Genomic DNA, 23,566 nt, shown 5'->3' on the forward strand with positions numbered 1-23,566 from the left:
ATAAGGATGACTGGTTTGGCGGCGTTAGCACAGATGGTCGGACTGGACGCTTACAGTTCTTTTTGGACTTCAAGGCATTTAGCCTGAGATATTTTGCATTTGTTTAGCATTATCAAACCCTGTTAATTTCTTATTATTAATTCAATGGTTTGGGTATATGCTCAGAGGGAGAAGAGTGAGTGAATTGGCAATACTCTCCCAAAGCCGGCAAAAAAAAGCCCGCTTTGGTATTGCCAAAAGAAGTTATGCCCGTCGGTCGACTTCGCTCGCTTCATTGGGTTCGGTCATGTATGGTTCCCGAACTGCAAGTTTTACGGCCACATAACGCCGCCCATGCCCCGCACTTGCTATGATTAGGTGAAACTGCGCCCAAGGCCAAAACCAGCCAATATAAGCGCGCTATACGCCTTCATCATTACTCTTCTGGGTGTCTACTCTGCACGGTCCCGCTGGTAGTAGACTTTAGCGACGTATTACTTACGTGATACAATCGCCCACCTTTCGCTGCCAGTGACACTTACCCTACCACCCGGCGAAGGTTAGAGGCTCAGGTTGGTTGCAGCCTTCCTGAGTCCTCGCTTCTAATCAAATTTTTGTTGTTTTCTCTTTTATTCCTCCTGTTTTCGTTTCAGCTAATTAGGATGGACACTGGCAACAATGCCCATCGTGATTAACTTATTGGGTCAATAATTGGGTGTTTCTCTCCGCCTTAATCCGTTGCTCGATCTCGTACAAAGCCTCATCGCTCCAGCCTGAAACGTGCCGCATGTGCAGGATTTCGTGGAATAGCCGGAAGCCTTCAGCGTCCAAGTGGATCAACTTCCCCAGGCTATGCTGAAAAGGTGTGTCGGTCCGATAGGCGCTGATAAAGGCATCGGCCAGAAACAGCCCGGAGTGTCCGCCTTGGGCCACGCGCTCGATCAATAATTCAGGCTCCAGCTGCAAAGGCGTGATGCCGAATTCCCGCTCCTGCCGGGCTATGAGCTCATCAAGGCTGATGGTGCGGTCCGGTTCCAGTGCGTCCAGGTCATCAGCGGCTTGGTTTAACTGAGTCGCCATCTTGCGCAGGCTGTCGGGGTATATTTCGGCATCCAGTCCCGGAAAATTCTTGATGATGGCCAGCGGTTTGAAGTGTCGATCTCGGATTAGGTCAATATGGAGCGTTCTGTTTTGGTTCATTGTTCCGTCTCCGCTTGTTCGGCATTCATGCGGTGCATTCTTTCCTCTTCCAGCCATTCCGCCGCCAGATCTGAAGTTTCGGAGGCTACTTTAAGTGCATCCAGTAAGCCGCCTATGACATATCCGTTTTTAATAGACTTAGAAATTTCATCCCCACATTCAGAATCAACTTGAAATTCAAGCAGTAAATGGGCAATGGCAGAAATTGCGTTGTTACAATCTCTGATTTTTTCAATCTGTTGTTTAGAGAAATCTATTGGGCTCATTGTGCAGCCTCCATGCGTGAGAATTTCACAATAGTGGCAGGAATTTCGGCCAGCAGGCCGGCTGCTTGGGAAAAGGTTAAATCACGGCAAATAAGGCGCAATCCTGCCGGTGTGCGTTTGAATAAATGGAATAGGGAAATACGGCAATTGCCCTTGGTAAGGGACTCTGAAGGGGCTTTGTTAGTCATGATGGACTCCAGTTGTAGGTTAATTACCCGGCAACATGACGCCAATCATGGGTGCCGGACTGAGCGAAGTTGGCGTACCGGAACCTACGAACCGGCCAGTCTTGCAACTGCTTCACCCAGCCCGACATAATGAAAGCTGAGATTTCGCACATAAAAAAACCGCATGATGCGGCTGTGTGCCGTAGGATATTCCAGGACGCCAATCCCGACACTCAAATGTGTGAGTGCGAGGAAAGAATAGTTCACCACTCAACACTATGTCAAGCGGGCGATTGAATTATTAAACAATCAGGCTGAAAAGTATTGCGTATTAGCCCGTATTACTTTTTATGGAATTTGTGATAGGGTCAAATTTTTTCATAGTATCGAGCCTAACTTTTAGGCGGCTAAGTTTCGGTGTTACAATCGCTGGCTGATTTTTGGCGGTTATTTTTTAATTAGAGGGAAATTATCAGGATGGAAAAAATAATTTTAAGTTTGATTGCCGGGTTAATTCCAGCTGTTGGATTTGCTGGGATGTATGGGGGCGCAAAAACAATGGAGGCTGCCCAAGAGGACATGAGGAGGTATGTAGAACTGCGTACCACAGGGTATGAAAAACCAGAAACATTGTGCAGGTCTACTGGATTATATTCATTTAAAAGTGATGAAGGTATTTATCCAATCGATCAGTGCTTGCAGTTTGCTCAATCAATAATTACTGAAGCTCAAAAAGAAGATGAAGCAAAAGAGCAGGCTAAACTAATGATTAAACAAAAAGAAGAAGCCGAGTTAGCTGCAAAAAAAGCAGAAGAGCAGCGACAACAACAAGCACTTGAAATAGATCTTAAATCTGGCAAGAAGCAACCAGAAACACTTGAGGAAGCATTAATAACTTTTGATGCATCAAGAGGCGATTCTCTGTCTAGCGCTCCAAAAATCAAACCAGATGGGGCTTTTTATGGAATGCCTGGAAAAATCGCCATTGCGCACGATGACGATACTTTTGTTGGCGAATTGGTTTCAGACAATGCCCAACAGGCAGTTATGAGTATGCTTGGCATTAATAATGGATATGCTCAATATCCTAAATATTATCAAATAAAAATACCGCAAGAACTTAAAGAATATTATTATCAAAATGCGAAAATTAATGGGATTTTTGTATTTGTTGGAAAGTATAGTGCCAACCAACAATATACAATGGTTGACGGTGAAACAGGATCAATGCCGGTATTTGAAGCAGTATTTTTTAAAATGATTTATTAATATTTAGGTGAAAAATGGCTATAAAAAATAAAGTAGTACGCCTATCTTTAGCAGGCGGATTAATCGGACTATTAACAACTAATCCACGTCGCGCATTGGATGATTTAATAGATCAAGAAAATCAGCGGGGTTGGGGAGCAATACAAATTCAGCCGCATAGAACAACGAATTTATTTGTGATCCTGCTGCAACTTCTTGTTTTGCTTTGTACCCTTGGGTTATGGACATGGGGAGCCGGCTATCTGGTACTATTCCAGATGGACACCGGGGCACCTAAATAACAATACTAAATCACAGGCATAAATCTATCCTATGCCAATTTCACTGCCGATCATTCAGCAGTAAAAATTGTCATAGGATGGGCATTATCCGCTACTTAGTCCTCCAGTAGCTATTAACGCTATTTTTCTACAGCTTACGTCCTGGCTCACATCGCCAATGGGCAAGCTGACAAAAATAGGCTTGCCATCCTTTATGCTGCCCATTGGCTCTTTTACGCCAGGCGATTCCTGAATAGCAACGGGCGCCGGGGCTTTCGGAAGTCTTGGTGAAGGCACGAACACCGATTGAGCCGGCGCTATAGCGGCTGCTGGTAAAAACGACCGTATATCTTTGGCGAATATATCCCCCCGACTCATTGCGGCGGTCATATTTGCATAAGCCTCAGCAACGGTTATTTTACCGTTTCCGTAAAGTCCCTTATTGCCATTGATAACAGAATCAGTAAATCCTTTAATGCTATTCACAGGGGCGTTGGGGTTATTTTTTAGAGCCTTTAGAAAGTTAGCGCCCGTTCCAGATCCAAGGTTATGAAGGGCATATATGTTGGCATCGTCATTTGTACCGCCAAGCGCCCTACCTTTTTCAAGGTTTTCTTTGGTAAATTCGGCCAACATGGCGGCCTGCAGATCTTTATCGGATCTAAGATTGGCGGCTTCTTCTTTGGTCAAATTGGCAGCATTCTGAACACCATACTTGGCTCCGTACTTGTTGAGCATATTCGTCCAGGTGGCATCCAGAAACTGGCCGTAACCGTGCGCTGACGATATGCGCGATCCATCCTTTCTTGTTGGCCTGGCTTCCGAATTGAACCCGCTCTCGAACCCGGTGATTTTTGCCACTATGCCGGGATCTATGCCGGCTTTTACAGCAGCGGCGCCGAGATATTGTTTAGCATCATTCCATCGATCCATCAGCTTTTTGGGTACGGCTTTTACTGACTCTACACCTTGGCTTATCAATCCAGAAGCTGGCGCCAAGACGTTATCATTTAGCACCGATTTAACTGATTCAACGCCTTTGCTGACCGTATCACTGACAATTCCGAGCTTATCTTTGAAAAAGTCAGCTATCGGCTTCCATAGCTCGGCAATATCATCGGCCACATTAGTAAAAGCTTCGGTAATGCCAGGGAAGGTTTCTTTGAACAAATTAATCGCGCTATCCCAGCTTTCGCTTATGCGCCCGCCAATGTCAGCAAAGAACTTGCGCCCATTCTCAGTAAACAACCCCCAAGCCGCCGTTGCCGCCGCACTGATCGCCAGGCCGATAGGTGAGAAAATAACCCGTAAAACAGAGCCAATGCCAGATAGTAATGATCCGCCCAGGCTGGCTATTGCCGCCAGTATCCAAGGTGAAATACTACCCAGCAAGCCGCCCATAAAACTCTTGCTGCCGCCGTCGCCCGCGAATACCGGCTTATCTTCAATGGCCTTGAGGCTCTTTTTGACCGCTTTGTTATAAACGGTATCCTCTTTGCGGAAGAGCTTTATTTCACCCAGGATGCGCCGAAACCAGCGGGTATTATCCTTATCCCGGTCGCCGCCGAAAAACGCCTGATAGCCACGCGCTAAAGGCTGCGCCACTTCGTTAAAGGCTTTGACGGTCGGGTCCACTTCCTCCATGCCCGTATCCAGGCCGGTAACGGCTTCAGCTATCTTATTGCCCAGACCGTTAATCAGGTTGCGCTGTTTTTGCTCATCGCTATCGCCATTGGAGGTAAACCGCCCCCGGTTATCGCGGCCTGTTTTTGGCTCGGCTACGGTGCGGGATTGCAGTGTATTGGTGACAAATCGCCCCGCTGCGTCGTGTTTTCGAACGGCTTTGGGTTCTGCCGCTTTCTGCACATGCGGAACCGCAACCGTTCCATTTTTAACCGCGGCATTCTGTTGATCGTTTGGCCCCGTGCTTTTATCAATAGCTCGTACAATCGACTTCCGGGCAAGCGGCACGACTACGGCACCCTGTTTGACAGGCGTTTGCCGGGCATTGTGCGCTACCGGATTGACGGTCTTGACCGTATCAACATCCCCGCTCTTGCTCATGCCTATGACGGCGCGCTTGATCGCGGCCACATCGTTTTTAATGGTGTTGAGCAGATTATTGGAGCGCTTTATGTCGAAGAGGGTTTCACCGACTAGAAAGCCGGCTGTGTCATGGCTTAGTTTCACGCTTTTACCTCTATCTCATCAATCAATTTGCAAGCGGCCATAGCTCGGGCATCCGGGCTGGCTGATTCATCTTGCATGATTTGCTCGAGTGTCTTAATTGCCATTTTTTTTATTGTTGCCGGCGCTTTATATCCGGTCCTACGACCGCATTTTTTTGACGTTGAAGCTTTGGTTTGCATGTTTTTTGCTCTGTTTTGGACTGTAATAAACCGGTGATAAAGCACTTTGCTTTGGACTGTAAAAATTCCGGTGATTTATTCATCAACAAATCGGATATCGTTAAGCAACGACACAACGGCCTTACCGGGATACCGGCCCTGATGATATTGTCTTAAGTGTGGCTCTAATCGTCGCCATAAGTCGGGTGGAATGTAGATATCAAGCCGCACCGCACCCGAATCGATGAGTTTTTTTCTGTATTGCCGCTGCGTTTCTGCTTTGCTTTTTTTAATCATATGAAGTTTTTGAAGTTTGAATTTAGGCTTGATTTCCAAGCATGGTAACTTTTTTACAAGCTTGATTTCCAAGCTCGAGCAACTTCTCACAAGCCCGTAAAACCACGTCTGGCGGTGTCTGTGGGCTTTCGATCAACCGGATTAGTGCGTTGTTAATTTTTGTTAAGGTAACTTTTTGAGCAACTTTTTTATTAACATCGGCATTAACATCTGGGGCAGTATCGCCTCGGGACCAGCCATCCCGGTGGGCTTTTCTGCTGATTGCCTGACGGGTAAGTTGGAGTTCAGGCGAAAGGTCTGCGAAACTCATATTGGGATTGGACTCCCAACGCCTGCGGACTTCTGCCCATTGTTCTTTTGAAATTTTTGATTTTGCTGCCATTTTTGATATTTTTTCTTTTTTATCTGCTTTGATAAAACCGCTTGACCTCAGTGTTGGCGCGGCTTTGGTCGGCTTTTGATTTCAGTTCGTCAAGGGCTTTTTTTGCTTGGCAATGGTCCAGGTGATTGCGGTCGTTGACCGGGTGGCGCGGATCCTGCAAAACCTCGTCGATCACCAGCTCGGCCTCGCGCAATTTCCGCAACTCGTAATCTAGCCCCATGGCTTCTTCTGCTGTTTCGGCCAACACGCGCAGCAGTTTGGCGCCGCCGCGCAGGCTGTCGAACACCTTATTGTTCTGGCGTACATGCTTGACACATTCGAAGTTTTCTTTCGATCGGCGCAGGGTCCGGTCAATTGCTTCCTTCAACTCGACCTGTTTGTCGTGCAGCGTCTGGATTGCGCTGTCTTGGGCATTCTGTGCCTGTTCCCAATGGGCTTCCAGCCACTTTTCGACGTGCTGTTCCTGAGCGGCCGTCGGATCCCGCTGCCAACAATCCGAAACCCCAAACAGGAAATCGATTGATACCCGATACACTTCGGCCGCCTTCGGGATCAGCCATAATGGAACTGCATCGATAGAGCCTTCGACCTTGGCCAGCTTTGACGAATTGGCATAGCCAAGCAAGCTGGCGGCCTGTATTTGAGAAAACCCGCAAAGCTCGCGCGCGGCCTTCATGCGCTCGCCCAGGGTCTTAACAATTTGCTCATATTCATTGCGTCGGGACTTTATTTGCATGCTTGCACCTTGTGGCGAATCAGCGCACAACGGGCTTCTAGGGCCTTCTTGCTGGCCTTGTTGATGCGAAATTGCAACTGCGATCCGGCCGGCAGTCGATCAAAGTCCGGGTTTAATCGTTTGAAGGTGGCCAGAGCCTCGACAACCGCTTCGATCTCGGCCGGCAGCACGCCAACTGCCGCCGCCATCACTTCAACTTGGCGCTCCAAGGCCATTTGCCGGACCGCCCACTGGCTGAACAGCTTTGCTTGCTGATGGTGTATCCAAGCGCCGATTTCGCGTCCCAGCTTGGCTTCTTCGGAAACTTCCCACTCGCTTGAAAAACCAAGCATGAAATCGACGCTCGTGTCATAAATCAAGCTTGCCAGCCGTACCAGTTTCAAAGGGATGGTCTCGATATCTACGCCGTTTTCAATCCTCGCCAGGAATGAATCCGAAACACCCAGCCGATCAGCGGCCACATGCCGCGGCAGTTTGCAAATTGCACGGGCCTCGGCCATCCGGCTTCCAACAATTTTGGCAATTGCGATCTCGTCTTTCATGATTTTATGGGTAGGTGATAGCGGTACCGTTCAGTAAATCAACATCGTATAAACCAGGCTGAGGGTAGGGGCCGGACTTAAAGAACGAATGGAGCTTATTGGCCTCGACACGCGCATCTGCAATTGCCGCTGTTTCATTGGCAAAATCGGCATCCGTAGACGCAGGGTAGAGCGTCACAAATTCCTCATCCGTTAATGACCTGTGTGGATTGTCCCGCGTCGCATAGTAGCCATTGAGTTTGACAGCTTTTGCCATTTCTAACTCATGCCTTTCTTGTGCGAGGCTGCTGAGTCCACCAGCAATGCTCGCGCGTTTACCTGGGTCGGTATTGAATTCCGCGAGAAGCGCCTCATGCTTAGCTTTCTTGTCAACAATCTGAGTATCTTCTTCGATAAAAGGCGGGTTTGGGTACAATACATTAAATTCCACCTTTGTCATTGACCGACGTTTTGCCCGCTCCCGCCTTTCACTATAGCTATCTAGGACATTCTGGATAGCGAGATAATTTTCAGAGACAATACCTTGAAGCTCATCCATTCGGACTGCGGCCTGTTTTAGGATATCGTCGTGTACAAATTGCATATTCATTGCACAACCTCCTCAGATTGCGACAACTGAGTATTTTTGAGCAGTTCAGTCGAGAAGCGCGGAGCATCGGCTAGGAACTCCTGAATAGCTTCTGATTCGGCTTCCAGTTCTGCTACTCGCGTACAAGATAGAGCAATCTCGTCACTGCTGACGGGAGGAACGACCCTATCAATTTCTTCGTCGCTGAAGCCCTTCTTGAGCAGTTCTTTAGCTTTGATATCACGTGTACTGATACGCGCCTTGAGGCCGGCCTTTTCTAATTCTATTTCTTTCGGAATGTCACTATTCAACCGGGCAGCCGCCTTATCGATCAATTCAATTGGCCTGTTGGCATATTGCCGCTGTCCTTCATCAAGAACGGCCTGGTGTTCATTGTTGATTTTAGTCAGAGTCCGCTTGAATGATTGAAGGCTGGACATCGCCTCGATATCGCCTTTTAACGTCTCGGCATCGACTTTTTGAAGCGCTTTCAGCACAGGTTTGATGTTTTCGACTGAATGCTTAGCGGCTTTATATTGGATTGGTGAAATTGTCTTTGGGGTCATAACTGCCTCTGGCTTGTGAATTTAGAAGCAGTTTACGACTGATTTAGAGGGGTTAATGCGGGGTTTTCCGATTCTGAATCATGGCTTAATGAGTTAATTCAATTTCTGGTTTCTTCAAACTTGGTTCAGGTATTGGTTCGGGTATTGGTTCAGGTAAAAAAGCAAAAAAGCCCTTATAAATCAATGGTGGTTCAAGTGTATCAGTCGGTTCACCTCAAAAAACGCTTACAGGAAAAAAACAATATTCCATCTAAAAATATTTTTCTGTGAACTTATATTTGCATGAACCAATTGAACCATTGAACCAAACCAGATAAATCAAGGCTTCCAGTGGTTCAGGGTGGTTCAAGTAAAGGTTTTTTGGTTCAGGCAGTTTTGGCAATACTCCACAATTCGGATAATTTGACCTTTTCGTACTGCTCAAACAGTTCGATAGTAGTTTCAAGTTCTCCATGTGCCAGTATGGGCGCTTCTGGGCGTTGAGATGTGCCCAAGTTGAACACTTCTTTTTTAAAAAAATCTTTATAAATCAAAGCTTGGACACATTGGGCACTTTGGGCGGGCAAAATTTCGTTTACAGGAAAAAATTCATTACACATGAAAAAAGCAATTTATTTATTTTTTTCTGTAACTAAATATTTTATGCGCCCAATGTGCCCATATGCCCAAAATCTAGATAAATCAAGGGTTCTAGCTGGGCGCTTCTGGGCACTTCTCTTATTTTCTGGGCACTTCTTCTCCTTATTCTGGCGATTCTGACATCAATTCGTCTAAATTGACCTTTTCGTATTGCTCAAATTTGGCTTTTGCATCCTCAAACCGTCCAAAACCAATACCCCTGCCGCGCTTGCCTACACGCTTTAACGACTTAAATACTTTTCCCAGATATGATGCAACTTGGCGCTCTGTTAATATCCGATATTCGCTTGTTTTAGCGGTATTGCAGAACTCGATATATTTTGCGTACAGATCTTTAGTTGTCAGCTCTGTTAACCATCCACGCCCATCAACGGGCTTTTCTAGCGTTTCGTCGTAGGCATAGCCAAAAGTTCCATCAATCAATGACTGAACAATCCATTTTTGAACCGTATCCATTGAGTAATAGCGTTGTTCTCTCAATCCTGCGCTATCGGGAATGTCGCCAGTGTGCCAGCCTGATAAATCAATATTGAGTATGAAATCAAGGAACGCTGATTGAACCGCCTTGTCTGATACGTCCTTATTTAATGCGTCAAAGTATTCCCGGTTCCCAATGTAGGCATCAGAAACATCGTACACGGCATATCTGCGCTCATCCTTCGACGCTGGAACGGCATGATTTGAGTTAGTCGCCATTAATACCTTTAGGTAATTAGGCTGTTGAATCGCGTCTATGCCTTTGCGTTCAATCATCAAAGTGGGTTCTGTTATCAGAGCTTTTAAAACGGATTCGCCTTGCTTATCGCCAGAGTAAAAAGCTTCATCTGCAAACATGAAGCAAACGTCTGTTAAATGCCCGTTAAAACTTCCGACTAGATGTTTAGCGTTAGCGATATGCGCCGAATGATTTCCCCAGATATTGCACAGGAACCGGCCTAGTGTGCCTTTGCCGCTGCCTTTATTACCACGCAATACAATCGCCGCGCCTGCTGGCTTATCTGGATTCTGAACCGTGTACGCTATCCATTTAATCAGGTATTTGTACATGGCTCTATCGCCAGCACAGACAATCTTTTTCATGTGTTTGAGGATGCGTTTTATCAGCGTAGGGTTCTGTGCTGGCCCAACCGCGAAACCTTGCCAAGTGTTGTAATAGTTCCTTGGTGGATTCTTGGCCGGCAGGAATACCACGCCGCCAGTATATGAGCGCGAGCGGTAATCCTCGGCCCATGCCATTACATGGGTTTTGAATATGTCCTTAACGCCGCTCTTGAGCTGTTTTTCACCTGCCTTTATAGCAGTATTGGTATAGACCAGGTTAAGTTCATACCTAGAGATAAACTCGTATGAATCGCGCCCGGTCGGTGTTGCATTGGCAGGAATAAACCTCATAATTTTGTGTTTGCCGCCGATCATTACCGACGCATGAGTTTTATTCCATTTCTCAATGTGGGCGTCTAGTTCAATTTCCCATTTTGGCCGGCTGTCTGCGGTCAATTCGTCGCGCATTGCTTCAAGTGTGCTTGTCATCTTGAAACCTCCTTGCGCAGCTCATCAATAATGGATTCAGCCTTGTTAATGCTTTGAATATCGGCTGGTGACAACTCCTTGCCGTTAAGAAGCCGCCTAATGCCCAGGCCGAGAATGATTGATTCATGCAGAAGCCTGTCGAACATTTCAGACTTAGAAAAACGTGGAACTCTGGCATGTGCCCTGTCATAGCCCTGCGGCTTTTCCGGCATTAAATCCGACAGCGTTAAACCGATAGCTCCAACAATTTCGGTAACTTGGCATCCTGCCCAGCATTTGAGCAAAATTTTGTCGTCATCCGTTAATTTAATGGATAGTGATGGGCGCCTGTCGGCGTGTGATGGGCAAATGGCTATATATTTACCCGGTCCTGTGTTTTTGACTTTATCAAGGCTGCTTAGCAGGGTATTAATGTCACTCATCAATCCCCCTTGCAATTGATACCCAGACAGCCGGACTGATAAGCTCGGCTTTCAAATAGTCAGCAATTGATTTAAAATAATTGCGCAGTTTTTGATAAGTGGCCGCTCCGGTGTCGCGCCTGGCGGCCTGCTTTCTATACTTCATCATTCCCCCGCCTGCCCTCGAAACGCCGAACGGCGTCGATGAATTTTTCTACCCTTTCGCCCAGAAGCTTTTTTAACTCCATCAGGATCTCGGGTTCGATCAGATATCGTCCATAGATCGCAGTCCTGCCGGTCGGGTCGCTTGTTGGCGAGGTTTCTTCTTTCGTTTCAATCGGCCAGTTATGCCGGGTGCGTAATTGCCTGATGTATTCTGAAAGCCGATAAGAGGCTGTTTCGTTTTGGAAGTCGCGATGGGTGAATTGTCGGCCCGATAATAACCGCATCAGGGCGCGAGCTGTGAGGCTGTCGAGGCGGGGAAATGTTGGGGTAATCATTGCACCCCCCCATTTTGAGTTCTATCGGTATGCAATTGCACGACAAGTTTTTTGATTTCTTCATTAGATTTGCCGGCAATTCTCGCCTGATTGATTACTGCAACCTCGTGAGCTGGCCAGGCGGATGCGCGTTTGCCGATTTTAATAGGACTTGTGAATAGGCCGCGTTTGATGTCGTCATAATGCTGAGTTTTACGAACTCCACGCTCATGAAGAACATTTGGAAGGCGTAAAAGGGAAGTGATATTGGTCATGAAAATCTCCATGTTGGTTGTTGCCGGATATCGGCGGACTATGGAGATATAGTGAGATATACATGCATCAGGCAGTGGGGCAACTCGTCGCGCAAATACAGGCGCGAGTTACCCCGATTTTACTTCTTTAATAATATCTTTGACGTCATCGCGTGTTATGTCTTCACTGTATGATTGCCTTGCAAAAGCAAGAATCAATGATTCAGTTCCTCTTTTTTCAAACGGAAAAGCGTTTTGCTTAAGAACAAATAGAAATGCCCGTAGATACTCGCGCTTGGGTGATTTTTCCCGGCTCTTTATGGCTGCGCAAACAAAGCTTTCGGCGTGAACCTGTGTTTTGTCATAGGTTCGGATCTCCCAAAGCAAACCATTCAAAGCCTCTTCAAGTCCGGGCGTGCCTAAATGTGCTCTAAATGCTGCGCCACCGACAAGCCGGTTATGACCGGCAATTAATTCGCGTAACTCCTGAACTTTATCTTCGATTTCTTTTTGCTTTCCGCAAATCTCAATTTTTAATGTTTCACCAGCCTTTCCGCGTCGGTAACGAAATTGGTTATAGTCAATCCTCGTTATCCAAGCCGCATCAAAAAACCTAACCTGTTCTGCTGTGTTAGGAAGAATTTTTGCCAGCTTTTCCCATTCGGATATATGGGTATATTCGATAATCCGCTTGATCGTCTCTTTGTCATAATCGGTTAAAAAATGCTCGATAATGATAGTAGTGCCGCATTCTCGGCGGTTTCCTGCAAATAATTTTTTAATATGCGCCTTAACATGAGGTGGCACACCATAGCGAAAAGATATTTCTTCAAATTTAATCATTCCGTTTATCCGTTCAAAGAGAAACCTTGCGGATGGGAATAATATCTGCGCCTGCAGCATCGCTGGCGGTTTCGCAAAACTTTAGCCAGTCTTCCATCAGTAAGCGCCGCTTTTCTATCAAGTCGCCGCGTCGGTAGGCAGCTTCTGCTTGGTTGCGAATTGTGTGTGCCAGCGCCATTTCGCAGACCTCATGCGGGTAGGCAGTGCGTTCGGATGCCCAATCACGAAAGGTCGAGCGCATGCCGTGAACGGTGGCATCAAATCCTAAAGTTTGCTGCAGTAGCTTATCCATTGCTGCGTTCGACAAAAAGCCGCCCTTTGAGCGGCCCGGAAAAATAGCATCGTTCGTTTTCAGCGCGTGCATTTCCTTGATGATATCGAAAGCCCGACTTGATAGCGGTATGCGGTGCTCGCGGCCGGCCTTCATACGGTCGGCCGGAACGATCCATAGCTGATTATCGAAGTCGATTTCATCCCAGCAAGCGCCAATTATTTCTCCGGTGCGTGCAGCGGTCAAAATCAGGAACTCAAGCGCCTTGGCCGATACGCTACCATTGGCGCGTAATGCCAGAATCAGTGGATTGATTTCGGAATAGGGCAGGGCTTTAAAATGGCTGTTCTTTTGCACTTTGCCAGGTGACGCCAGAAGGTTGTCAAGATGGCCTTTCCAGCGCGCCGGGTTTTCGATGGCCCGGAAGCCTTGCACTGCCGCCCAATCGAGGATGTTTTCCATGCGCCCACGTAACCGGCCGGCCGTTTCATTTTTCGCCAGCCAGATCGGCTGGAGGACGCGCATGATTAGCGCGGTGTCCACGTCCTTGATGATTGTTTCACCAATGACTGGGTAAGCGTACTGCTCCAGGGTGTTTGCCCACTGCTGGGCATGCTTGACGTTCTTCCAGCCGTGTCGATGGGATTCAATGTATTGCTCGGCACAGAAAGCAAAAGTCACGGCACTATTTCGTTCGGCACGTTTTGCGGCCTGCTCGGCCTTGCGCTGCTCTATTGGGTCGATCCCCGACTTTACTAATCGACGTAGTTCGATGACGGCTTCACGAGCTTTCTCCAAGGTGATTTCGGGATAAGGACCGATTCCCATTTCTCGACGTTTGCCGTCAAGCGAAAACCGGAATATCCAACTCTTGGAATTTGACGAACTGACTTGCATGTATAAGTTGTCGCCGTCCCCGTAATAACCACTTTGCCTTAAGAATTCAACCTTTTTTGCTGAAAGTTTACCCATTGCTATTTTTACCCACCAGTTTTTTACCCACCATTCTACCCACCAATTAGGGCTGGGTTTTAGTGTACTTTAGCGGACGTTAATAAACAATAGTCTTGTAAGATGTTGATGATATTAAACAAAAAAATGACGGTTCTGATCGATGGCGGATATAAGTTAGGCGGACTGTCTCTCCGCCATTTCATACTTTCCTTTCTAAAAATAATCACCCGGCATTCATTCAAAATCTTATCTAAGCGAAGGTGTTGCTTTGATATGGTAGTAATGCATTAATTGATTATCAAATTTTCATCTCAATATTATCTAAATTTTATTTTATTTCAATAAATTAAATATTAATTTATTGATTCTCGTCGTACAGGTTTTCATAATCCAGTAGCGCGAAATTAGTTGCAATAGCTAACGATTTGCGAAATTCATCTTCAAATTTGCGCTTAAAAGGGACAAAGTCATTTTCGTGCGCGATAACCCACCTTCTCCCATGACTCATGTCGATTGTTCAAGAGCTCTCGGTCGTATTTGTACTGAGAGGCTTCGGATCAACCTCATCACCGAAAAATGGCTGGGCGTCCAGCTGATGGGTGGAGAAGTGGTCAATGCCGAGAAGAACGAAGACATTGTCGAGGTGTGTGGGGTTCTTGGGGACAGCAGTTGGCGCTGCAAATCTAAAATTGAGCCATTGAATAACCCTGAAAGCCACTGTTGAGTTTTCTGGCAAGCCGAGAGGACTGTTGGCGGTAGAAGAAGCGTAGTCTGACCCGGCGAGCTGTATGTGATGAATCAGTTTGGAATCAAAGCCGCATGAAGCGGTCAACAGTTATTGATTCGAGTGCAGCGGGTTATGGCTTAGTTATAGAGATTTGCAGTTAGCGCATAATCATGAAAACTATCTCCCAGGCGCGATTTCATGCTTCATCTGATTCTTTTGAGTAGCCGTTTAATCAGTAATAGAACTTTGAGAGAAGCAAATGAGTTTACAAACAAAATTAATAGTAGCTGCCATAATGGGCAGTATAGTTAATAGCGTAAATGGTTCGTCAATCTCAAGCGATCAATCCAGCGAGCCGACTTACATTAAGATGGCTGGTGTTGAAGCATTTGGCGTCAACACGTCAGATACACCTGAAGTCGATACGCCTGATACACCAGACGTACCTGAAGTCGATACACCTGATACACCAGACGTGCCTGATGTTGACACACCTGATACACCAGACGTGCCTGATGTTGACACACCTGATACACCAGACGTACCTGAAGTCGATACACCTAATACACCAGATGTACCTGATGTTGACACACCTGATACACCAGATATTCCTGAAGTTGATACACCTGACGTTGATACTTCCGATTAAGCTGCCTAGTGTTTAAGCACGCCACCTTTCTATATTCGTCGGCGCATTTTGACGTACTACTGAAAAAACTCAAGGCTGGAACTATCGGAAATGGACATTGCTCCACTGATCTGCCAAAGATCAATTAATTTTTAAATTGATTTCTCAATATTGACAGGATCGCACCGTTGCCACCCTGGTTTTTTCGTTTCTACATAGAGATATACCCCTGTATGGCGAAAAAACAGATAACCAATTTAATTTTTGCTCTGTCTCGGAATGACTTGATATACATAAGATTATTGGAGCCATTCTTTATGCGAGCCTGATATTCAATGGCGGCAGGGTAATACATGGAATATATTTATTTATGTAACATCCTAAAATTCAGTTCGTTAAGCTCGCATTAAGTTTTCAAGATGAAAATATATTCAAATAATTCAGACTAAGAATAAATGAGTTATTTGAATACTTGAAACGTTTATTAAATAAAACTGTTAGCGCCAGTTAATTGCCACAAAAGCGCATCAAAATTGACTGTATAAAACTCTGATCTATTATTTCTTAATAATATTGACGAGAAAAAGGTAAAGATAGGCGCTGAAAGTGGACAACATTAAAAAATGCTTAACTTAATATATAAGTTATTTTTGTAACAATAATCTATAACAAGGAAAAAATAATATGAAAAAAGTAATAAAATTATCAATGATTTCCCTGATTTTCAGCATGGTTACGGCTTGTGCGACTACTTCGGACGTTGAAAATTTACAGTCGCAAGTTGATGGCCTGAATTCTAAAGTATCTCAAGCATCCGCTGATGCGGCTAACGCACAGACTGCAGCGGCTGATGCGGCTGCAAAGGCTGAAGCGGCTGAAGCCGCCGCTAATCGGGCAGCCGAATTAGCTCAAGATACCAATAACAAACTGGACAATAGGTTCAGAAGATCAATGATGAAATAAACCCTTGTCGCTGGAGCGGAAAATAGACCAGCGAGAAAACTCCTTGCTCTTTTGGAGTCAATTTCTGCCTATCTAAAGCTGTGACACGGCTTTAAAGGATTATTGATAAATATTATCAAAACTGACAGTCAATAATATGTATGTTTTTGTTTTAAATGATGATTATTTTCAGTCGGTAAAAATTGGAGGCCGAAAAGGGAACCTATCGGACGCTGATTCCCATGCTTTAGATAGGTTTTTTGTATTAATCACTATCAACAACAGTTATCATGTTAAGGCACTGAAAAATAGCAGTGCTTTAAGTTTTAGAGTATTGATAGGGCTTTAATCCTTTGGAATGCTCAACCGGACAGTGCTTCAGATGAGGCGGCAGCTGGCGTAGTCAAGCTATTGCTGGTTGTCTGGCTCTTCTGTCAGAGAAAATAGAGACACTGACTAATGCACTGATGCGGATTATAAGAATAACTGATGAGGGTAGTGAATTGATTGCAACAAGTGTTTATATTTTAACGTGTGTTTTTACAACCTATGTCTTTTATAGAGCGCGTAAAAGCTAATTCGCTTTAGCTTGGGTTGTAAACAATATTCTACGCAGTCACATATGCGGATTTTGAAAAATAGCTAAATGCGCACAATAGGCTCATAGCGTTAACAGTTTCTGTATCTGTGGCTGTGTAGATCATAACTTCCATGACTTTATTTTCGGCATTCAAGCGATACCGCTGTGCCAATTTTTGATAACCTTCCTCGGTTAGCGAAACTGTCAATCTCAGGCGTATAGGCGAAGCGGCTTGATATCCAGCTAAATGATCTTTCTGATTTGATCAGAAATGCCCGGGCCATGGGCTTCACGCCAAATGCTTTCGAAAGACATGGCGCGAAATTCGAGAGCGAACTGCAGATGGCGCGTATGCTTTGCGTTCGACTTTTTCAAGTTTTCAGGCGGTTTTTTACTCATAAAATTCTTTTTTACGATCAATGCGCCAGAGCCGCCTATCATCGGCCATCTCAAATCCGGCTCCCGTCTGGCTGGAATCTTCCTCAAAAACTTCATCGGCGATCACATCAGCTTATTGATGGCGGCCGCAGCTAAATCTCTCGCCATATTGCTTGCCGGCCTTTGAGGAATCCCGCGGAAATGATTCGACAATAGCTATGAAATCTTTTTTCAGAATCGACTAAATCCTGTCTATTTTAGCTGTCTTGAGTATTGTTTATGTTATGCTTGAGCTCCCTAAATCAGAGTAATGTAGTTATAGGCTAAGTAACGTCTAGTAATTACAATTTAGGCTAACTATTGAACGAGATATAAAGAGACAATGAACATCAAATATTATCAATTCTATCTGGGCGGCCTGATGGCAATCATAAGTGCAGGGGCAATAGCCGAGGAAAACGCGGCAACGGAAGACGCCTGTCGAAAAGCCGCCAACGAGTCCGCAAAAGGCGAAATCGTCAAAATCGAATCGAAAAAGGTAATAGACGGCGGCGAGATTTATGAAATCGACCTTAAAGCGACCGACGGATCTCAATGGGAATTTAAGTGCGATAAAACCAGTGGCAAAATAATCAAGAAGGAACAGGAATTGCCGAGCGCCGATCATTCGGCTTTCGCCGCCTTGAAAAAAATCGATGAAGCTGAAGCCCGTAAAATCGCTTTGACGCAATATACCGGCATAATTAACAAGGTTGCGTATGAAATTGAATCGGATGGCACCGCGGTTTACGAGATTATCATCCAAACAGGAGACGGGCTTGAAATGGAAGTCGAAGTCGATGCGGCTACCGGCAAAATTATAGAAGCCGACGAAGACTCTGATTAAAATGGCCGGCCGGGTTAGGCAATAGCCATAACCCGGCGTTGCTGCCCTGACTTGCCTGGTTATGTCTATGACATACCCCATGTTTGGATGGCTTTTTGCATTTGCCGTTACTCTGCACAATGTGGAAGAGGCAATACTTTTGCCAAAATGGTCGATGCGTACCGGAAGATGGCATGCTCCGGTGGGCGAACTTGAATTCAGACTGGCTGTAGCAGTGCTTACGCTTCTCGCATATGGGGTTGCATATCTCTGCTCAATACAAGGGCCACAAACAGTTGCAGCTTATGCGCTAGCTGGCTACGCTTTGACAATGTTGCTGAATGTTTTTTTTCCGCACGTGCTGGCGACAATTGTATTGCGAGAATATGCGCCTGGTACGGCAACAGCTTTATTATTCAATCTGCCTGTGTGCAGTGCATTACTGTATGTTGGGGTTCAGGATGGATATATCAATGTCGAAAAGCTTGCGTGGTTTGGCCCAGCGAGTGCTGCAGTCATTTTGGCGAGCATACCGATACTGTTCTTGATTGGTCGAAAGTTGGTCGGTGCAGTAAAACATTCTTAATCCGAATCTGACGATATTTTCACTGTTCCCTTTAAAACAGCCAAAGACTTTTTGAGCAATTGCTTCTTCTTGCCGGTCGTAGCTTAAATAGATTCTGTTAGATTCTGCGATCGCCCAATTTAACTTGCCGGAGGTTTCGAATGAGCATTCAAAGCGAATTACAAGCCACCATTGCCGATATGGTAGTCGAGGGTAAAGGCATCCTGGCGGCCGATGAGAGCCTGCCGACTATCGCCAAGCGTTTCAAGGCGGTCAATGTGGAATCGACCGAGGAGAAACGTCGCGCTTACCGCTCGTTGTTGCTGACTACGCTAGGTCTGGGCGAATTCATCAGCGGCGTGATCCTGTTTGAAGAAACGCTGGGGCAGAAAACCGCTGACGGAAAACCTTTGCCGCAAGCTGCGGCCGAGCAGGGCGTTGTGCCCGGCATCAAAGTCGACAAAGGTACGATTCCGTTGGTCAATGCGTCGGGTGATCTGGTCACGCAAGGGCTGGACGGTCTGGCTGACCGGCTGACAGGATATAAAGAGCAGGGCGCGCGCTTCGCCAAATGGCGCGAGGTCTATCCGATTGCCGGACACAATCCGACAATGCTGGGCATAAAGACCAATGCCGAGGTGCTGGCCCGCTATGCGGCCATTTGCCAGTCGCTGGGCATCGTACCCATCGTGGAGCCGGAAGTGCTGCTGGACGGCGATCACACCATCGAGCGCTGCTTTGAAGTCACGGAAGCTGTTCAGCATGCAGTCTTTCACGCCTTGCATCGACACCGCGTAGAACTGGAACATATCATACTGAAACCGAGCATGATCCTGCCGGGCAAGGATGCGCCGAAGAAAGCCGGCCCCGAGGAAATTGCCGAAAAAACGCTGGTGCAGTTGCGCCGGACCGTGCCGGCAGCCGTACCCAGCATTAATTTCCTGTCCGGCGGCCAGACGCCGGAAGAAGCGACCGCCAACCTGAATGCCATCAACGCGATGGCCGGCAATGCGCCCTGGCAGTTGAGCTTTTCCTATGCGCGGGCGCTGCAAGACCCGGTATTAAAGACTTGGCAGGGCAGGGCCGAAAATGCACAGGCAGCGCAGCAGGCGCTTTATAAACGCGCAAAACTGAACAGCGTGGCGCGCACCGGCAGTTATACTTCTGAGATGGAAAAGGATTAGCGGCTGGGGCTGTAGGGGTGAATTCACTTGTGCCCCTTGCGGGTATTCGCCTTCTGGGTGCTTGTGCCCTTTAGGGTGCCCACCCTGGGCGACTGAAGTCGCCCCACAATGGGCAGCGCACAATCAGATAAACGCCTGTTCTCAAAATCAACAACAAAATGAACATCTTATGCAGGAAGTCATAATCGTCATCAATGCCGGTTCATCGAGCATCAAGTTCGCCCTGTTCGCCGCCAACGGCAGCCAATACCCCGATATGCTGTATCGAGGGCAGATTTCCGGTATCGGCAGCGAGGCGCGGTTTACCGTTCAGGGCGATAGCCTCTCGCTGCCGATACGCGATCACCAGGAAGCCTTGCGCGTCCTGGTCGATTGGCTGGACGCGCATGACGACGACTTGAGGCTGCTGGCCGTCGGGCATCGCATCGTGCATGGCGGCAGCCGATACGTCCGCCCGGCGCTGATCGATGAGGCCGTGATGGCCGACCTCGAGGCGCTGGTTCCGCTGGCGCCGCTGCATCAACCGCATAATCTGAGTGCTATCCGCGCCCTGCGGCAACTGCATCCCGGCTTGGCTCAAGTGGCCTGTTTCGATACGGCCTTCCACCACACGATACCCGAGCTCGCCCACACGTTCGCGCTGCCGAAATCCCTGCATGAAGAGGGCGTGCGCCGCTATGGCTTCCACGGTCTGTCCTACGAATACATCGTCAACGTACTGCCGCAGCATTCGGAAGCCGAGGCCGGCGGGCGCATCGTGATCGCGCATTTAGGGCAGGGCGCGAGCATGTGCGCGGTCAAGAACCGGCAAAGCATCGCCACGACGATGACGTTCACGCCGCTGGACGGCCTGCCCATGGGCACGCGCTGCGGTTCCATTGATCCGGCCGTCGTGCTGTATCTGCTGCGTGAGAAAAACATGACGGCCGATGCCATTTCGGATCTGCTGCATCACCGGTCCGGCCTGGCTGGCTTGTCCGGCATCAGCGGCGACATGAAAACGCTGCTCGGCAGCGGCCACGCCGATGCCCACAAGGCTGTCGACATCTTCGTTTACCATATCTGCCGCGAGCTGGGCTCTCTGGCCGCGGCACTGGGCGGCCTCGATACGTTGATTTTTACCGCCGGCATCGGCGAACGCGCGGCCGTGATCCGCGACAAGGTCTGCAAGGGCGCCGCCTGGTTCGGCATCGACATCGACCCGGAAGCCAATCGCAACAATGCGGCGCGGATCAGCAGCGCGAGAAGCCCTGTCTCGGTCCGCGTGATTCCGACCAATGAAGAACAAATCATCGCGCATCATACCTATACCTTAACCAGCGGAGGCCATAATGAATAGCATTCAGGACCCATCGGTACTGCCCCTTTGCGAGCAGGAAGCCGCGCGCATCAACGCCTACTGGCGCGCGGCCAATTATCTGTCAGTCGGGCAGATTTACCTGCTTGACAATCCGCTGCTCAAAGAGCCGCTGCAACTGAAGCATGTCAAGCCGAGGCTGCTGGGCCATTGGGGCACCACGCCCGGCCTGAATTTCATCTATGTGCACTTCAACCGCGTGATCAAGGCGCGCGATCTCGATGTCATCTATATCGCCGGCCCCGGCCACGGCGGGCCCGGACTGGTCGCCAATACCTATCTGGAAGGCAGCTATAGCGAGTTCTATCCCAATGTCTCCCAGGATGCCGAAGGCATGCAGCGCCTGTTCAAACAGTTTTCGTTTCCGGGAGGCATTCCCAGCCATGCCGCGCCGGAGACGCCGGGCTCCATCCATGAAGGCGGCGAACTCGGCTATGCGCTATCCCATGCTTACGGGGCGGCGTTCGATAATCCCGATTTGCTGGTATGCTGCGTGGTCGGCGACGGCGAGGCCGAGACCGGACCGCTGGCGACCAGCTGGCATTCCAACAAGTTTCTGAATCCCGAGCGCGACGGCGCGGTGCTGCCGATACTGCATCTGAACGGCTACAAGATCGCCAACCCAAGTTTTCTGGCGCGCATCGATAATGACGAACTGTGCGCTCTGTTCACCGGCTACGGCTACATGCCCTATTTTGTCGAGGGCGACGAACCTGAAATCATGCATCAAAAAATGGCCGCTACGCTCGATGTCGTGCTCCAGGAAATCGCCGATATCCAGAAAGACGCGCGCACCAACGGCTATTCCGGACGCCCGCGCTGGCCGATGGTGATCCTGAGAACGCCGAAAGGCTGGACCGGCCCTGAAGTGGTGGATGGCGTGCCGGTCGAGAATACCTACCGCTCGCATCAGGTCCCGCTTGCCAAGCTGGCCGAGAACCCCGCGCATTTGAAAATGCTGGAACAGTGGCTGCGCAGTTACAAGCCGGAGGAATTATTTGACGACAATGGCACGCTGATCCAGGAGCTGGCGGATCTGGCTCCGAAAGGCGAGCGGCGCATGGGCGCCAATCCGCACGCCAACGGCGGTTTGCTGCTGCGGGATCTGAAAATGCCGGATTTTCGCGACTATGCGGTGAAGGTGAAAAATCCCGGCGCCGAATCGGCTGAATCGGTGCGCGTGATGGGCAAATTTCTCCGGGACATCATGAAAGCCAACGAGGATCAGCGCAATTTTCGCATCATGGGGCCCGACGAGACGGCCTCGAATCGGCTCGATGCCGTGTATGAAGCTACCGACAAGGTTTTCACCGGCGAGATTATCGCCACCGATGATCATCTGTCGGATGACGGCCGGGTCATGGAAGTGCTCAGCGAGCATCAATGCCAGGGCTGGCTGGAAGGCTATTTGCTGACCGGGCGTCATGGCCTGTTCTCCTGCTACGAGGCCTTCATCCATATCATCGATTCGATGTTCAACCAGCACGCCAAATGGCTCAAGGTCACCAAGGACATCCCGTGGCGCCGGTCCATCGCCTCGCTGAACTACCTGCTGACGTCGCACGTCTGGCGCCAGGACCACAACGGCTTCAGCCACCAGGATCCTGGCTTTATCGATCACGTCGTCAACAAGAAGGCCGAGGTGATCCGCGTCTACCTGCCGCCCGACGCCAACACTTTGCTCTGGGTGACCGACCACTGCCTGCGCAGCCGCAACCGGGTCAACGTCATCGTGGCCGGCAAGCAGCCGCAACTACAATACCTGGATATGAGCTCGGCCATCAAGCATTGCACGACCGGCATCGGCATCTGGGAATGGGCCAGCAACGACCGCAATACTGAGGCCGATGTGGTAATGGCCTGTGCCGGCGATATTCCGACACTGGAAACGCTGGCCGCCGTATCGCTTTTACGCGAGTTTTTCCCAGAGCTCAAAATCCGCGTCGTCAATGTTGTCAACCTGATGCGCCTGCAGCCGAGATCAGAACATCCGCACGGCCTGTCGGACAAGGATTTCGACTCGCTGTTCACGGACAGCAAGCCGGTTATCTTCGCCTATCACGGCTATCCGTGGCTGATCCACCGTCTGACTTATCGCCGGACCAACCATGAGAATCTGCATGTGCGCGGCTATAAGGAAGAAGGCACGACCACGACACCATTCGACATGGTCGTGCTCAATGAGATGGATCGGTTCCATCTGGTTATCGACGTTATCGACCGGGTACCGCACCTGCGCTATGTCGGCGCTCATGTGAAGCAGATCATGCGCGACAAGCTGATCGAGCATAAGGAATATATCATCGAGCACGGCGAGGACATGCCGGAGATTCGCAATTGGGCCTGGCCGGTTGGATGAGGGATAAGCCGTTGGAGATTTGCTTTAGCA

General features: G+C 48.4%; 28 protein-coding genes. 10 read left to right on the forward strand and 18 right to left on the reverse strand.

Going from position 1 to position 23,566, the window contains the following annotated elements; genetic code table 11:
• Window positions 1-675: 675 nt before the first annotated feature.
• The 3 genes from IT781_RS12940 to IT781_RS12950 are packed head-to-tail and all read right to left on the reverse strand — an operon-like array spanning window position 676 to window position 1,633.
• Complete coding sequence (locus IT781_RS12940) at window positions 676-1,179, reverse strand: hypothetical protein (protein WP_194970584.1); 504 nt, start codon at window positions 1,177-1,179, stop codon at window positions 676-678.
• The gene (locus IT781_RS12945) at window positions 1,176-1,445 is read right to left on the reverse strand and encodes a hypothetical protein (RefSeq protein WP_194970585.1); all 270 of its coding nucleotides are present in this window, start codon (window positions 1,443-1,445) and stop codon (window positions 1,176-1,178) included. The genes IT781_RS12940 and IT781_RS12945 overlap by 4 nt, the downstream gene beginning before the upstream one ends.
• Complete coding sequence (locus IT781_RS12950) at window positions 1,442-1,633, reverse strand: hypothetical protein (protein WP_194970586.1); 192 nt, start codon at window positions 1,631-1,633, stop codon at window positions 1,442-1,444. The genes IT781_RS12945 and IT781_RS12950 overlap by 4 nt, the downstream gene beginning before the upstream one ends.
• A 456-nt stretch (window positions 1,634-2,089) precedes the next feature.
• On the opposite strand from IT781_RS12950, the gene IT781_RS12955 reads away from it, so the two are divergent.
• Entirely contained in the window at window positions 2,090-2,881 is a 792-nt protein-coding gene (locus IT781_RS12955; protein ID WP_194970587.1) for a hypothetical protein, read from the forward strand.
• Window positions 2,882-2,895: 14 nt separating this feature from the next.
• Complete coding sequence (locus tag IT781_RS12960; RefSeq protein WP_194970588.1) at window positions 2,896-3,162, forward strand: hypothetical protein; 267 nt, start codon at window positions 2,896-2,898, stop codon at window positions 3,160-3,162.
• An 84-nt stretch (window positions 3,163-3,246) separates the two neighbouring features.
• Here the strand turns inward: IT781_RS12960 and IT781_RS12965 are convergent, their stop codons facing one another.
• Window positions 3,247-4,785 carry a hypothetical protein gene (locus IT781_RS12965; protein ID WP_194970589.1) on the reverse strand — a complete coding sequence of 513 codons (1,539 nt, stop codon included), beginning with the start codon at window positions 4,783-4,785 and terminating at the stop codon, window positions 3,247-3,249.
• Window positions 4,786-4,854: 69 nt separating this feature from the next.
• On the opposite strand from IT781_RS12965, the gene IT781_RS12970 reads away from it, so the two are divergent.
• Window positions 4,855-5,301: a hypothetical protein gene (locus tag IT781_RS12970; RefSeq protein WP_194970590.1), complete on the forward strand. Its 447-nt coding sequence runs from the start codon at window positions 4,855-4,857 to the stop codon at window positions 5,299-5,301.
• A gap of 26 nt (window positions 5,302-5,327) precedes the next feature.
• Here the strand turns inward: IT781_RS12970 and IT781_RS12975 are convergent, their stop codons facing one another.
• The 14 genes from IT781_RS12975 to IT781_RS13040 all read right to left on the reverse strand — a co-directional run bounded on the left by IT781_RS12975 (window position 5,328) and on the right by IT781_RS13040 (window position 13,969).
• Window positions 5,328-5,510 carry a hypothetical protein gene (locus IT781_RS12975; protein WP_194970591.1) on the reverse strand — a complete coding sequence of 61 codons (183 nt, stop codon included), beginning with the start codon at window positions 5,508-5,510 and terminating at the stop codon, window positions 5,328-5,330.
• 298 nt (window positions 5,511-5,808) lie between these two features.
• Complete coding sequence (locus IT781_RS12980) at window positions 5,809-6,168, reverse strand: hypothetical protein (protein ID WP_194970592.1); 360 nt, start codon at window positions 6,166-6,168, stop codon at window positions 5,809-5,811.
• 19 nt (window positions 6,169-6,187) lie between these two features.
• On the reverse strand, window positions 6,188-6,904 hold the full coding sequence (locus tag IT781_RS12985) for a helix-turn-helix domain-containing protein (RefSeq protein ID WP_194970593.1): 717 nt from the start codon (window positions 6,902-6,904) through the stop codon (window positions 6,188-6,190).
• Window positions 6,895-7,446: a hypothetical protein gene (locus tag IT781_RS12990; RefSeq protein WP_194970594.1), complete on the reverse strand. Its 552-nt coding sequence runs from the start codon at window positions 7,444-7,446 to the stop codon at window positions 6,895-6,897. The genes IT781_RS12985 and IT781_RS12990 overlap by 10 nt, the downstream gene beginning before the upstream one ends.
• Before the next feature lie 4 nt (window positions 7,447-7,450).
• Window positions 7,451-8,035, reverse strand: a complete 585-nt coding sequence (locus IT781_RS12995) for a hypothetical protein (protein ID WP_194970595.1) — start codon at window positions 8,033-8,035, stop codon at window positions 7,451-7,453.
• Complete coding sequence (locus IT781_RS13000) at window positions 8,032-8,580, reverse strand: hypothetical protein (RefSeq protein ID WP_194970596.1); 549 nt, start codon at window positions 8,578-8,580, stop codon at window positions 8,032-8,034. The genes IT781_RS12995 and IT781_RS13000 overlap by 4 nt, the downstream gene beginning before the upstream one ends.
• A 365-nt stretch (window positions 8,581-8,945) precedes the next feature.
• Entirely contained in the window at window positions 8,946-9,179 is a 234-nt protein-coding gene (locus tag IT781_RS13005) for a hypothetical protein (protein ID WP_194970597.1), read from the reverse strand.
• Between the two features lie 142 nt (window positions 9,180-9,321).
• Entirely contained in the window at window positions 9,322-10,749 is a 1,428-nt protein-coding gene (locus tag IT781_RS13010; protein WP_194970598.1) for a DUF5906 domain-containing protein, read from the reverse strand.
• Complete coding sequence (locus IT781_RS13015; protein WP_194970599.1) at window positions 10,746-11,171, reverse strand: DNA primase; 426 nt, start codon at window positions 11,169-11,171, stop codon at window positions 10,746-10,748. The genes IT781_RS13010 and IT781_RS13015 overlap by 4 nt, the downstream gene beginning before the upstream one ends.
• On the reverse strand, window positions 11,164-11,319 hold the full coding sequence (locus tag IT781_RS13020) for a hypothetical protein (protein WP_194970600.1): 156 nt from the start codon (window positions 11,317-11,319) through the stop codon (window positions 11,164-11,166). Before IT781_RS13020 ends, IT781_RS13015 begins: the two co-directional genes overlap by 8 nt.
• Entirely contained in the window at window positions 11,306-11,650 is a 345-nt protein-coding gene (locus IT781_RS13025) for a hypothetical protein (RefSeq protein ID WP_194970601.1), read from the reverse strand. Before IT781_RS13025 ends, IT781_RS13020 begins: the two co-directional genes overlap by 14 nt.
• Window positions 11,647-11,904: an AlpA family transcriptional regulator gene (locus IT781_RS13030; protein WP_194970602.1), complete on the reverse strand. Its 258-nt coding sequence runs from the start codon at window positions 11,902-11,904 to the stop codon at window positions 11,647-11,649. Before IT781_RS13030 ends, IT781_RS13025 begins: the two co-directional genes overlap by 4 nt.
• Window positions 11,905-12,012: 108 nt before the next feature.
• Window positions 12,013-12,726 (reverse strand): hypothetical protein, encoded by a 714-nt coding sequence (locus IT781_RS13035; RefSeq protein WP_194970603.1) that lies wholly within the window; start codon window positions 12,724-12,726, stop codon window positions 12,013-12,015.
• 13 nt (window positions 12,727-12,739) lie between these two features.
• Window positions 12,740-13,969 carry an integrase arm-type DNA-binding domain-containing protein gene (locus IT781_RS13040; protein ID WP_194970604.1) on the reverse strand — a complete coding sequence of 410 codons (1,230 nt, stop codon included), beginning with the start codon at window positions 13,967-13,969 and terminating at the stop codon, window positions 12,740-12,742.
• Between the two features lie 968 nt (window positions 13,970-14,937).
• On the opposite strand from IT781_RS13040, the gene IT781_RS13045 reads away from it, so the two are divergent.
• The 7 genes from IT781_RS13045 (at window position 14,938) to IT781_RS13075 (ending at window position 23,536) form a co-directional block, all read left to right on the forward strand.
• Window positions 14,938-15,327 (forward strand): hypothetical protein, encoded by a 390-nt coding sequence (locus IT781_RS13045; RefSeq protein ID WP_194970605.1) that lies wholly within the window; start codon window positions 14,938-14,940, stop codon window positions 15,325-15,327.
• A gap of 663 nt (window positions 15,328-15,990) precedes the next feature.
• Window positions 15,991-16,269 carry an Lpp/OprI family alanine-zipper lipoprotein gene (locus tag IT781_RS13050; protein ID WP_194970606.1) on the forward strand — a complete coding sequence of 93 codons (279 nt, stop codon included), beginning with the start codon at window positions 15,991-15,993 and terminating at the stop codon, window positions 16,267-16,269.
• A 1,319-nt stretch (window positions 16,270-17,588) separates the two neighbouring features.
• The gene (locus tag IT781_RS13055; RefSeq protein ID WP_194970607.1) at window positions 17,589-18,092 is read left to right on the forward strand and encodes a PepSY domain-containing protein; all 504 of its coding nucleotides are present in this window, start codon (window positions 17,589-17,591) and stop codon (window positions 18,090-18,092) included.
• Window positions 18,093-18,171: 79 nt separating this feature from the next.
• The gene (locus IT781_RS13060) at window positions 18,172-18,657 is read left to right on the forward strand and encodes an HXXEE domain-containing protein (protein ID WP_194970608.1); all 486 of its coding nucleotides are present in this window, start codon (window positions 18,172-18,174) and stop codon (window positions 18,655-18,657) included.
• A gap of 140 nt (window positions 18,658-18,797) precedes the next feature.
• Window positions 18,798-19,820, forward strand: a complete 1,023-nt coding sequence (locus IT781_RS13065; protein WP_194970609.1) for a class I fructose-bisphosphate aldolase — start codon at window positions 18,798-18,800, stop codon at window positions 19,818-19,820.
• 169 nt (window positions 19,821-19,989) lie between these two features.
• Window positions 19,990-21,159 carry an acetate/propionate family kinase gene (locus IT781_RS13070; RefSeq protein ID WP_194970610.1) on the forward strand — a complete coding sequence of 390 codons (1,170 nt, stop codon included), beginning with the start codon at window positions 19,990-19,992 and terminating at the stop codon, window positions 21,157-21,159.
• Window positions 21,152-23,536, forward strand: coding sequence for a phosphoketolase (locus tag IT781_RS13075; RefSeq protein WP_194970611.1), 2,385 nt, complete (start codon window positions 21,152-21,154; stop codon window positions 23,534-23,536). The genes IT781_RS13070 and IT781_RS13075 overlap by 8 nt, the downstream gene beginning before the upstream one ends.
• Window positions 23,537-23,566: the final 30 nt, after the last annotated feature.

Origin of the sequence: Methylobacter sp. BlB1, assembly GCF_015476545.1 — a bacterium.
In the GTDB taxonomy this organism is placed as follows: domain Bacteria; phylum Pseudomonadota; class Gammaproteobacteria; order Methylococcales; family Methylomonadaceae; genus Methylobacter.